The sequence below is a fragment of the Paraburkholderia sp. GAS32 genome, from assembly GCF_050434225.1.
Classification (GTDB): domain Bacteria; phylum Pseudomonadota; class Gammaproteobacteria; order Burkholderiales; family Burkholderiaceae; genus Paraburkholderia; species Paraburkholderia madseniana.
Genome location: NZ_JBNPVS010000072.1, coordinates 20,696 through 32,418, shown reverse-complemented (window position 1 = coordinate 32,418; position 11,723 = coordinate 20,696). Strand labels below are relative to the sequence as shown.

General features: G+C 61.7%; 12 protein-coding genes. 10 read left to right on the top strand and 2 right to left on the bottom strand.

Going from position 1 to position 11,723, the window contains the following annotated elements; all coding sequences use genetic code 11:
• From P3T25_RS45275 to P3T25_RS45250, 6 genes are all read left to right on the top strand, one after another.
• On the top strand, positions 1-519 hold a 519-nt coding region (locus P3T25_RS45275), incomplete at its 5' end, for an efflux RND transporter permease subunit (RefSeq protein ID WP_429364000.1).
• Between the two features lies 1 nt (position 520).
• Complete coding sequence (locus P3T25_RS45270; RefSeq protein WP_429363998.1) at positions 521-2,071, top strand: efflux transporter outer membrane subunit; 1,551 nt, start codon at positions 521-523, stop codon at positions 2,069-2,071.
• Positions 2,068-3,375, top strand: coding sequence for a paraquat-inducible protein A (locus P3T25_RS45265; RefSeq protein ID WP_429363996.1), 1,308 nt, complete (start codon positions 2,068-2,070; stop codon positions 3,373-3,375). The genes P3T25_RS45270 and P3T25_RS45265 overlap by 4 nt, the downstream gene beginning before the upstream one ends.
• Positions 3,368-4,981 carry an intermembrane transport protein PqiB gene (locus tag P3T25_RS45260; protein ID WP_429363994.1) on the top strand — a complete coding sequence of 538 codons (1,614 nt, stop codon included), beginning with the start codon at positions 3,368-3,370 and terminating at the stop codon, positions 4,979-4,981. The genes P3T25_RS45265 and P3T25_RS45260 overlap by 8 nt, the downstream gene beginning before the upstream one ends.
• Positions 4,981-5,565, top strand: a complete 585-nt coding sequence (locus tag P3T25_RS45255; protein WP_429364004.1) for a PqiC family protein — start codon at positions 4,981-4,983, stop codon at positions 5,563-5,565. Before P3T25_RS45260 ends, P3T25_RS45255 begins: the two co-directional genes overlap by 1 nt.
• A gap of 53 nt (positions 5,566-5,618) precedes the next feature.
• Positions 5,619-5,918 (top strand): cation:proton antiporter, encoded by a 300-nt coding sequence (locus tag P3T25_RS45250; RefSeq protein ID WP_429363992.1) that lies wholly within the window; start codon positions 5,619-5,621, stop codon positions 5,916-5,918.
• A gap of 7 nt (positions 5,919-5,925) precedes the next feature.
• On the opposite strand, the gene P3T25_RS45245 is transcribed toward P3T25_RS45250, so the two are convergent.
• Positions 5,926-6,453, bottom strand: coding sequence for a hypothetical protein (locus tag P3T25_RS45245; protein ID WP_429363990.1), 528 nt, complete (start codon positions 6,451-6,453; stop codon positions 5,926-5,928).
• Between the two features lie 635 nt (positions 6,454-7,088).
• On the opposite strand from P3T25_RS45245, the gene P3T25_RS45240 reads away from it, so the two are divergent.
• From P3T25_RS45240 to P3T25_RS45225, 4 genes are all read left to right on the top strand, one after another.
• Positions 7,089-7,385, top strand: a complete 297-nt coding sequence (locus P3T25_RS45240) for a hypothetical protein (protein ID WP_429363988.1) — start codon at positions 7,089-7,091, stop codon at positions 7,383-7,385.
• 45 nt (positions 7,386-7,430) lie between these two features.
• Positions 7,431-8,297 (top strand): DUF2092 domain-containing protein, encoded by an 867-nt coding sequence (locus P3T25_RS45235; RefSeq protein WP_429363986.1) that lies wholly within the window; start codon positions 7,431-7,433, stop codon positions 8,295-8,297.
• An 11-nt stretch (positions 8,298-8,308) separates the two neighbouring features.
• Entirely contained in the window at positions 8,309-9,097 is a 789-nt protein-coding gene (locus P3T25_RS45230) for a hypothetical protein (RefSeq protein WP_429363984.1), read from the top strand.
• Between the two features lie 206 nt (positions 9,098-9,303).
• Positions 9,304-10,065, top strand: a complete 762-nt coding sequence (locus P3T25_RS45225) for a hypothetical protein (RefSeq protein ID WP_429363982.1) — start codon at positions 9,304-9,306, stop codon at positions 10,063-10,065.
• Between the two features lie 405 nt (positions 10,066-10,470).
• Here the strand turns inward: P3T25_RS45225 and P3T25_RS45220 are convergent, their stop codons facing one another.
• Positions 10,471-11,529: a helix-turn-helix domain-containing protein gene (locus P3T25_RS45220; RefSeq protein WP_429363980.1), complete on the bottom strand. Its 1,059-nt coding sequence runs from the start codon at positions 11,527-11,529 to the stop codon at positions 10,471-10,473.
• Positions 11,530-11,723 lie beyond the last annotated feature (194 nt).

The window sequence follows — 11,723 nt, the reverse complement described above, 5'->3', positions numbered from 1 at the left end:
GCGGTGCCGTTTGCCTTGTTCGGGGCGCTGCTCGCGATTCTGTTGCGTGGCCTCGAAAACGACGTGTATTTCCAGATCGGCCTGACCATGCTGGTGGCGCTCGCCGCCAAGAACGCGATTCTGATCTTCGAGTTCGCGGTGCTCAATCGCGAAGCGGGCGAGTCGGTATACGACGCGGCGGTCACGGCGGCAACCGAACGCTTGCGGCCGATCGTGATGACTTCGCTCGCGTTCATTCTCGGTTGCGTGCCGCTTGCCATCGCGCTCGGCGCGTCGGCCAACAGCCGGCATTCGATCGGCACCGGTGTGATCGGCGGCATGCTCGGTGCGACGGCGATCGCGGTGTTCTTCATTCCGATGTTCTTCTACGTGCTCGAAACCATGTCGGAAAAGAGCGGCGGCAAGAAGACGCCAGGAGCGAGCGGCGGGTCAACTGCGGTAGATGGCGCAGGGCCGGTTGCGCCGGCGGGTTCCGGTGGTCCTACTGTCACGCCGTCCGCACGACGGGAGGGCGACTGACATGAGAGGCTCTCCGTTCCGGCTGCGTCTCGCGCCCGCGTTGCTGCTCGTAACAGGATTGAGCGGTTGCCTGTTCGGTCCTGACTACGTGCGCCCGAACGTGGCGACGCCCGCGAACTTCCGTTTCGAAGCCGGTGAAACCACGGAGGTCGCCAATACGCCGTGGTGGGAACAGTTTCAGGACCCCGTTCTGAACGATCTGATTCTGGCCGCGCTCACGGACAACAAGGATGTGAAGATCGCGGCGGCCCGCGTCGACCAGTTTCTCGGTCAGTTCGTGACGACGCGCTCGGGGCTGTTTCCGCAGATCAACGCCGGTTTCGACGCATCGCGCCAGCGTGCTTCGCAGGCCGGGCCGACTCCTTTGCCTGCGGGCTTCGGTCCTGTCTACAACGCGTTTTCGGCGCCGTTGTCGGTGGCGTGGGAACTGGACCTTTTCGGGCGCGTACGTCGTGAGACCGAATCGGCGCGTGCAAGCCTGCTCGCGAGCGAGGAGGGCCGTCGCGCGACGATTCTCTCTCTGGTTGCTTCGGTGGCGACCGCTTACATCAATCTGCGCGATCTTGATCAGCAACTGGCGATCGCCAAGGCGACCACCGACAGCCGTGCCGGATCGGTCAGGGTCTTCCAGGCGCGTTTCTCCGGCGGCGATGTCTCGCAGATGGAACTCGCGCAAAGCCAGTCCGAATATGAAGCTTCGCTCGCGACGATTCCGCAACTCGAAACGCAGATCGCACAGCAGGAAGACGCGTTGTCGGTACTGCTCGGCCGCAACCCTGGCCCGATACTGCGCGGCCGTGAGCTGACCGAACTGGTGCAGCCCGTGGTACCCGCCGGTCTGCCGTCCGATCTGCTCGAGCGCCGTCCCGATCTGCTGCAGGCCGAGCAAAACCTGGTCGCCGCGAATGCCCTGATCGGTGCCGCACGTGCGCTGTATTTTCCGCAAATCTCGCTGACCGGTCTGTTCGGCTCGACGAGCGGACAGTTCTCGAAACTGTTCACCGGGCCTGCGCGTGTCTGGTCGTACGCCGGTTCGCTGACGGTGCCGATCTTTACGGCGGGCAGCATCAGCGGTCAGGTCAGTCAGGCGGAGGCGCAGCAGCAACAGGCGCTGATCCAGTATCAGCAGGCTATCCAGACCGCCTTCCAGGAAGTCGACGATGCGCTCATCGCGCTGCAGAAGTCGCGTGAGCAACTGGTCGTGCAGGCACGCCAGGTGGACTCGCTGCGCACCTATGCGCGGCTCGCGCGGCTGCGTTTCGAAGGCGGTTATACGAGCTATATCGAGGTGCTGGATGCCGAGCGCAGTTTGTTCAACGCGCAGCTTGGCTACACGCAGACCAACGGTCTGGTGTTCAACTCGCTGATCGGTCTCTACAAGGCGATGGGCGGCGGCTGGGTTGTGCAGGCCGAGGCGATGACCGGGCGGGTGATGGGGCAGAAGGCGGTGGCACAGGTGGCCAGTCAGGCTGGCGATCAGTCAGGGACTCCACCAGCGAATCCGTCAGTGACTCCGACAACCACGGCGCCCGGCGCGGAGCAGCCTAAATGATCACCGCCACGACAAACGAGGCAAACGAGACAAACGAGGCCGGTCCGATTCCCCTCGTCGCCTGCCACGAATGCGATCTGCTGCAGCGCGAATCCGCGGTGCCACCCGACGGCACACTGCGCTGCTGCCGCTGCCACGCGGAACTCTATCGCGCGCATCCCGACAGCACCGACCGGGCGCTGGCTTTCACGCTGACCTGCGTCGTGCTGTTCTTCATCAGCAATCTGTATCCGATTGTCGGACTCGCAGTGAACGGCGATCTCGTCGAGACGACGTTGCTCGGTGCGGTTCGCGTGCTCTACAAAGACGGCATGTGGCCGATCGCGGGCCTGGTGCTCGCTACCACTTTCCTGATGCCGTTGATGCAAATGACTGCGATGGCGTATCTGCTGGTGCCGTTGCAACTGAACCGCCGCCCGTATCACGCAGACTTTGTGTTTCGCCTGATGCATCTCGCGCAGCCGTGGGGCATGACCGAGGTGCTGATCCTCGGCATGCTGGTGGCTCTCGTGAAGCTCGCGCACATTGCGAGCGTGGTGCCTGGTGTCGCGCTCTGGTCGTTCGGCGCGCTCATGCTGCTGCTGGCGGCGGCCGGCTCCGCGTTCGATCCACACGCACTCTGGCGGCGCATGGGCAGCTTCGACGATGCGGCCTCGAAGACAGAGGCGGCCGCCGCCGCGTCCGCCCATACCGCGCTGCGTTGCGGCCTGCTGAGCTGCCATAGCTGTGGTCTGCTGGTGAAGTCGACGGCTCATGTGCACGGCGCCGCGTGTCCGCGCTGCGGCGCCCATCTGCATGCGCGCAAACCCGACAGTATCGCGCGCACCTGGGCCTTCCTGATTGCCGCCATCGTGCTGTATATCCCGGCGAATGCGCTGCCCGTGATGAACACCAGTTCGCTGTTCGGCTCGGAGAAGGACACCATCCTGAGCGGAGTGGTCTATCTCTGGACCTCGGGTTCATGGCCGCTCGCCGCGGTGGTTTTCATCGCCAGCATCGCGGTGCCGATGCTGAAGATACTGGCGCTGATGTACCTCGTAATCTCCACGCAGCGACGCTCGGTCATGCTCCTGCAGCAACGAACCCGCATCTATCGGCTGGTGGAGCTGGTGGGCCGCTGGTCGATGCTCGATATCTACGTCATCACCATTCTGGTCGCGCTCGTGCAGTTCAACGCGCTGGCCACGATTCAGGCGGGACCCGCCGCGGTTGCGTTCGGCTCGGTAGTCGTGCTGACAATGTTCGCGGCCATGTCGTTCGACCCGCGCCTGATCTGGGACGCGACGGAGGATCATCATGTCTAGACCTCCCGTGCCGCCCGAGCTTCCTGAAGCGGTGGCCACGCCACGCTCGCGCTGGCGCATGCAGATCGTCTGGCTGGTGCCGATCATTGCGGTGCTGATCGGCGGCTGGCTGGCCGTGAAGGCCGTCCTCGAGCAAGGGCCGACGGTCACCATCAGCTTCGCGACCGGCGAAGGTCTCGAAGCGGGTAAGACCAAGATCAAATTCAAGAACGTCGACATTGGCGTGGTCAAGAGTGTGACCTTGTCGAGAGACCACCGCGGCGTCATCGCAACGGCCGAACTGACCAAGGACGCTTCAAGCATGCTGGTCGACGACACGCGCTTCTGGGTCGTGCGCCCGCGGATTTCCGGGGGCACCGTATCGGGCATCGGTACGCTTCTGTCCGGTTCCTTTATTGGCATGGATCTGGGCGCCTCGACGAAGTCGCGGTCCGATTATGTCGGACTCGAGACGCCGCCGGTTTTCGCCAGCGGCGTGCCCGGGCGGGAGTTCGTGCTGAAGAGCGATGATATGGGCTCGCTCGATATCGGCTCTCCGGTCTTCTTCAGACGCCTGCAGGTCGGACAGATCACCTCGTATTCACTCGACGCGGACGGCAAGGGTGTCACGCTGCGGGTCTTCGTCAACGCGCCCTATGACAAGTACGTGCAGAACGATACGCGGTTCTGGCACGCAAGCGGCGTCGACGTGTCCCTGGGTACCGATGGCGTCAAGGTCAACACGCAATCGGTGGTCGCGATCCTGATCGGCGGCCTTGCGTTTCAGACGCCGGATGAGACGACCAATCAAGCCGAGGCCGCCGTTCGTACCGAATTCATGCTGTTTCATGATCGCACGGAGGCGATGAAGCGCCACGATCGCATCGTGGATACCTATGTATTCAATTTTAACGACTCCGTGCGAGGCTTGACGGTCGGTGCACCGGTCGACTTCCGCGGCATCGTGGTGGGCGAAGTGGCAGCGATCTATACACGCTTCGATAAAGCCACGAAGCAGTTCAGCATTCCGGTTGAGGTGCGCTTTTATCCGGAGCGCTTCACGTCGCGTTACCAGTCGGGCGAGCCCTCCGGAGGCAGGATGTCATCGGATCGCCAGCAGATGGCGGATTGGCTGGTCGCCCACGGCATGCGCGCGCAGCTGCGAACCGGCAACCTGTTGACCGGACAACTGTATGTCGCGCTCGACTTTTTCCCCGCTGCGCCGAAAGCCGGGGTGAACTGGAGCGCGAACCCACCGGAAATGCCGACCGTGCCTGGCGGACTGCAATCGCTGCAGGATTCGGTGACCAGTCTGGTGGCCAAGCTGAACAAGATCCCGTTCGAAGGGATCGGCAAGGACGCACAAAAGACGTTAGCGGATGCGGATACGCTTCTTAAACAGTTGCGCACGGAGGTGATGCCGCAAGCCCGGGATACGCTTGCCGCCGCGCAGACGGCGCTGGACTCGGCGAACGGTGCGTTGCAGCCGAACTCGCAGTTGCAGCAGGGCACCACCGATGCGATGCGTGAACTCGCGCGAACCGCGGCGGCGTTCCGCACGCTGGCGGATTACCTCGAACGTCATCCTGAGGCACTGATTCGCGGCAAACAAGGGGATAACAAGTGATGCGCTTATCCTTACTCCTCGCAATCGCGCTGGCTGTCGTTGCGCTGGCTGGTTGTGCCTCGCAAAAGGCCACCTTCTACACACTAAGCCCGCAAGCGCCAGGCGAAAGTACAGTTCCTGCTATGCCGATCACGGTCCTGATCGGTTCGGTCGCCGTGCCCGAACTTGTCGACCGGCCGCAGATGGTGGTTCGCGCCAGCGCCAATCAGGTGACGATCGACGAATTCGCCCGCTGGGCGGACTCGTTGAAGAGCCAGATTCCGCGCGTGATTGCCGCCGATGTCGCACAGGAACTGAACAGCCCGCGCGTGTCGGCCTACCCGATGGCCGGCGATCCGACTGCGGTCTATCGCGTGCAGATCGACGTCCAGCGCTTTGACGCCACGCTCGGCGACGCGGTCACAGTGGATGCGTTGTGGTCGGTGTCGCCGCCCGGCAAACGTGCGCCGCTCAGCGGTCGCAGCACCGTGCGCGAGCCCTGTGCCGGCGCTGGCTACGATGCGGTGGTGGCTGCTTACAGCCGGGCCTTCGCCACGATCAGCCGCGATATCTCCACGTCGATCCGCTCGACCGCATCGCCCTGAAACGCGGCAGGGCCGCTGCAGCTGGAGGCGCATTGCGTCCAGGAGGACGTCGCATGGCAAAGCCGCTGATCGATGTGGTCATGTGTCTTGCGGCGGCCCTGATCGCGGCGCCACTGGCCATCCGGCTCGGCTTCGGCTCCGTGCTCGGCTATCTGGTCGCAGGGGTCATGATTGGCCCGTGGGTATTGAAGCTGGTGACCGACGTCGACGCGATCCAGCATTTCTCCGAGTTGGACATCGTGCTCATGATGTTCGTAATCGGACTCGAAATGCGAATCGACACGTTATGGGTGATGCGCCGCGCGATCTTCGGCTCCGGCGCCATGCAGATGGCCCAGTCGTGTCGTGGCTGAAGCTAATCTAGCCAACTGTCTGCCCGGTCGGCTTCGTGGGCATGGGACCGAAGAACATCGCCTTGAGCTTGTCGCGGCCAATCACGCGGGCCAACTCGGCGATCACGCAGTAGTTGACGATCAGCGTCACCAGCAGGATCTGGATGGCCCAAAAATGCGGCCAGCTGAACTCGGCAAGCAACTTATGGTTGGCGGCAACCAGACCGGGAGCCTCCTTCCAGTAGTCGTACAGGTGTTCGAGGTAGTGCACGACCAACGCCACAAGGGTGTAAATCGCCGTCTTCCAGCCGACGTTCCATATCAGTGGCTTCTCGGGAAACCGGTTAATGAACGGCAGCAGGTTGGCGACCAGCACCGATTTGCCGAGAATCAGGGCGGCGATGGTCACGGAGGTAGACGTCGGCAGTGAGATGCCGGTACCCCAGGTCGTCAGCGCGCGAACGAGCGAGACGATGTGGAGGATGACGAAGAAGAAGATCGTCGGCGGTAGTATCTCCATGAATTCATGCTTGATCCTCGCGGTCAGCTTGCTCATGTTCCTCTCCCGATGTGGATGGCTTCGCCAGCATCCACCGGATGCCGCAGCATGCAGAGTTCCCGGGAAGGCAGGTCCGATTGATTCCCATGGTAAGGCTGGTCACCATGGGGAGATAGGCGCTGGTTGGCCTTGCAGTCAGATCTGCGTTGGGCGGGGACGGAATAGTCACTCAATCGTGTGTTTCCGACGCGAAACCCAGTGTGAAACACAATAGCACGCCGTGCTTGGGGGGCTGACCTATCACAACGCCCAATTCGACCGCGGTCGCTCACGCAAACGGCATTGCACGAAATGGAACTGATTGGTTTCCTGGGACAGCTCGAAAGCGGAGGCTGAACTGGCGACGCCGTTCGTCCACGTTGGGTCTAGCGATCCAATACTCCTCCCCGGATCCGGGAGGAATCAATCGCGCATAGGCGACAAGCGACGGGTTTCATTGAGCCCATATTGGACCAAGGTCCAATATGCGCATCCCTGCTGGTGTCATAGTCTATTTTAGAGGCGAAAACGGTTGACCGTGCGTTCGCGGACGACGCGCCCGAAAAAATCAAGAACCAGGCCATCCCTTGGGCCGCGATAACCCCAGGACCTTTCCCGAGTGCCGCATTTTTTGACGAAAGGAGGGCAAGCTCATGATCAAGCGTCTCCTGTGGTTTGCGATGGTACCTGCGTTGCTGTTCGCGAACGCCGCCACCGCTCAATACCCGATGATGGACATGGTCGCCGACAAGCTCGTTCAAAAGTACCAGCAATCGTCCTGCGAGCAACTGTGGCAGGAGAGAGCCCAGAAACAGGGGCGACCCAAGCCCGAGAAAGAGCAGGAGGCCATGCAGATGCTGCGCGACGATCCGCAGATGCGTGCCGCTTTCATCAATAGGGTGGCCGCGCCGATTGCCAACAAGATGTTTGAATGCGGCATGATTCCATGATGTCGTCGGGCACGCCGTGAAACCGGGTTACTTACCGAGGCCGCGATGACCTGCGAGAAATTGAAGTGGGGTGTAACCATCGTTGTGCTGAGCGTTTTCCTCGCTGCAAGCGGCAACGCCCAGCAAACACAGCACACGCCGAAAGCGGCCGCCAGGCCGGCGGCGAAGGTTGCCGCGCCGGCGTTCCAGCCCGGACTCGAGCCACGCGCGATCGACATCCTCAAGGCGGCGAGCGCCCGCCTTGCCGCCGCCAGGTCGATGTCGTTCACATCGGTCGTCTCCTATGAGAGTCCGAGCCGCCTCGGTCCACCGCTCGTCTATTCCACCAGGTCGGAAGTAACAGTCCGGCGGCCGGACAAGCTCAGGGTCATCACGTCCGGCGACGGGCCACCGTCAGAGTTCTATTACGACGGCAGAACCATGACGGCATTCGCGCCGTCGGAGAACCTGGTCGCCATCGCCGACGCCCCCCCGACCATCGACGCTGCGTTACAGGTGGCCTTTGATTCCGGCGCAATCTATTTCCCGTTTAGCGATGTAATCGTCGCGGATCCCTACAAGGACATCGCCGACGGACTGAAGATCGCTTTCTACGTCGGTCAATCGAACGTGGTCGGCGGCACGACAACGGACATGGTGGCGTATGTCACTGGGGATGTGTTCATACAGGTCTGGATCGGCGCTCAGGACAAACTTCCGCGCCGTATTTACGCCATTTACCTCAATGATCATGCCCAGTTGCGCCATGTACTGGAACTCTCCGACTGGCAACTGGATCCCGCCATTCCGGCGGATACCTTTAATACCGCCAAAGCAGCCGGCGCGGCCCGCATTGCGTTCGCGCGTCCGGACGCGAGCGATGCGCCTGGAATGAAGCCGCCACCGAAAACCAAACCTGCCAAGACTCAATGAGGAGACGCATCATGAAGAAAGTCGTCATCCGTCTGGTGGGTCTTCTCATCCCGGCGCTGGCAGCGGGTCCTGCCGGCGCGTGGTCGCATGCTAACGCTTACGGAGGTAGCACGTCACACGCGCCCGGTTCAGGGTCGACAACGCGCACCGACGCTGCGGGCGGCAGCGAAACGCACACCTACGGCCAGGGCACGACAGCGACCGGCCGCTATGGCGACACCGCAACGCACGTGCAAGGATCGGGACAGACGACCGCTACCAATCGCTACGGGGGGAGTGCGACTCACACCTATGGCCAGGGCACCAGCGCCACCAACGCGTATGGCGGTTCGGCGTACCATGCTGCCGGCTCAGGTTATACGAGCTACACGAGCGCCTCGGGTGCGACCGCTTACCATAGTGCTTATTACGGCGCCAGGTACCCCGCTTACCATCCTCCGGTCGCGGTGAACAATTACGGATCCAGCTGCTACAACTGCGGCGGCTGGTCCACCGCGGGCGCAGCCGCAGCGGGCGTAGCTGTCGGTGTTGCGGCGGGTGCGGCAATAGCTTCGGCCAACACGAACGCAGCGGCATCGAACGCTTACAACGCAGGCTATGTCGCTGGGGCAACGACAGCCCCGCCTGCACCCGCACCCGTCAGTACGACGTTCGCCATGGGTGCGATCTACGCGGCGCTACCGGCAGGCTGCATAAGGCCCGCAGTTCAGGGCGGCACATACTACCTGTGCGGTAATGCGTGGTTCCAGCCCGCCTACGGCGCGAACGGCGTTTACTACCGCGTGGTGCCAGCGCCTTGAGGCACAGCAAGCGGAGACAAATTGGAGGCCAACTTGCAAAGCTGAGTAGTGCACGGCATGCCAGTCGCGGCAGCCGGTAGGTGTTGCGCGTCCTGGTTCAAGCCCCGCTGCTTTCCGAAAATGTAGGAAATCGCAAAGCGTTGTACTTGGTTCACAACAGCAGCCGTGCATGAGGGCTGCTTCCAGTCAAACCGCAGGGGTCAATCGTGAGCACATTGGTAGTCGCCTTGATCGTGTTTGTGTGCGTCTTCGGTTGCGGGATGCTCGGCCTGTCTCTTCGTTCGTTCCTTCCCGACCATCACCTGAGCGAGGATTCGACTGCCATCGTGAAGCTGGGGGCCGGCCTGATGGCGACGCTCGCCGCTCTCGTCCTTGGTCTTCTGATCGCCTCGGCAAAGGTTTCTTTCGACCGGCTCAACGACGAGTTCACGGAGACGGCCGCTACGGTCATCATGCTCGATGACACGCTGGCCGATTATGGTCCGGAGGCGAAGGACGCCCGCGAGGTCCTGCACCGCACCTACGCCTCAGCAGTGGATCTGTTTTATTCCGGGGGAGGTACCGGGAAGGCCAACGTGGACGCGCCGGAGAGCTTGGCGCACGTGGTGCAATTTCAGCAAAAGCTTCGGGAGCTGGCACCACGAAACGACATGCAGCGCATGCTTCAATCGGAGGCTCTCGCCCGCAGTCACGACCTGGCGAAAACGCACTGGATGCTGATCCGGCCGGGGCAGGGCGCGATTCCAGCGCCATTCATGGCGGTGCTAGTGCTGTGGCTTGGTATCCTCTTCGCCGGTTTCGGACTGGTCAGCGCCAACATCCGAACTGCTATTGCGACGCTTTTCGTCTGTGCGCTATCGGTGTCCGGCGCTATTTTCCTGATCGAGGACATCGCCCACCCGCTCGAAGGGCTGATGCAGATCTCGCGCGCGCCAGCGCAGATCGTGCTCTCCCATCTCGGGCAATAGGCCGGCGCTGCCCAGCCGCCGTGTCGCCTTCGGCGACGGGATTCCACGCCCGCTGCTCTGGCAAGAGCCTGCGCCGCGTGCTGATCGAGCGCAAGCTGATCCGATGGGTGACAACACGGCCAGGAATGCCAGAGTGAGGTGAATTGCCCAGACGAGCAACAGAATCACAAACTTCGAGTTTTCGGGAACCACACATACGCAATCGACTCACGTACACAGTGCTGCCCGCCGACTTGCGCCTCGTCCACGGTGTTGGGTGACACAAACTATTTCTGCGGTGACGTGTGGAGCGCACTTTCCTACGCTACAAACCGGGTTGACTGCCACGCGGTTCCCGCGTGGCAGTCAAGGCCGCGGGTCAAGCGGGGGCATCCAAGGATGCTGTGAGTGGAATGCGGAGGTCGACTATGCCGCGAACGGTTGTCCGTTGCTATTCAAGTATTCGGTTGGAGTGACGCCGACTACGCGTCGAAACGCGCGCCTGAAATTTCCCGTGTCGCTGAAGCCGAGCTTCAATGCCACTTGTTTGATCGTCACACCGGGGGTGCGGAGCAGTTCACAGGCTCGTTCAAACCGCACTTTGTCCGACAGGTCGCGAAATGCCAGGTCTTCTGACTTCAGATGGCGGTCTATCGTTCGCGCGGATACATTGAGGCGGCGTGCGAGATCTTCCAGCGTCACCTGCTCGCCCTCAGCTGCGCGCAGCACCATCTCTACGTATTCCCCCCAGCCAAAATGGCCGGTTGCGGGGCGCCTGCCCAGCAGGCTGCACTGCTCATCGACTTGCTGGACGACCTGCGCGTTGCCCATCGGCAGAGGTCTATCCAGCAGCTCGGCACCCATCACGACGCGAACGCCGGGCAACGCATTCTCGCAAAAATGAAAGCGTATGGGCGCCAATGCACGATAGCGTTGGACGTGTGCGGGTTCCGGCATCGACAGGTAAATATCAAAGGCCGGAACGTCGGCGCCAAGCATCAGTCGCACCTGATTCTGAAGTGCGATGGCCAACGCTTCAAGTTGGAACCGCAGGGTCGCTTCGGGCATCGCGATCGTCGGCGTGTAGGTCGCTTCGCCTGGCGATCCGGGTCGACGCTGGTAGTGCAGAGCAAAGGTCTCTAGCATCAAGTGCTGATGCCGGCTCGCCATGCACATTGCTTCGTGCGGGGTATGGCAACTGAGCAGTCCGTAGCCAAGCAGGTCGTGCGAGTTCATCTTGACGAGCCGACCGAGTTCGAAACCGAGATCGTCCCGACCGGTGAGTTCATGGGCTACCCGGACAAAGGCGTTCACCTCGGTCATTGACAGCGTGTTGTCGCGCCGATTGAAAGCTGTTTCGTCGATCCCTGCGGCGGACAGCAGGCGCGTCGCATCCACGCCCTGCGCACGCAGTGCATTTAAAAGTAATACGAAATAACGCGCTGGAATACGCTTTTGCGATGCCGAAGTCATTTGTTGCTTCATCCCCATTTTTGAAATGGTATTCCATGAATGCCGCTTGTGAAAGATTGGGGATGTCTCTGAGCAAAATGCTGTAGCGACATGGTCGACATAATGGAAATCCCTGGGTGTCCAGAGATGATATGGGTATGTCGGCCGCGGATATCGATTGGCGAGCCTCAACCGAAGATCATAGCCGGATAGTCAACGATGCGAAC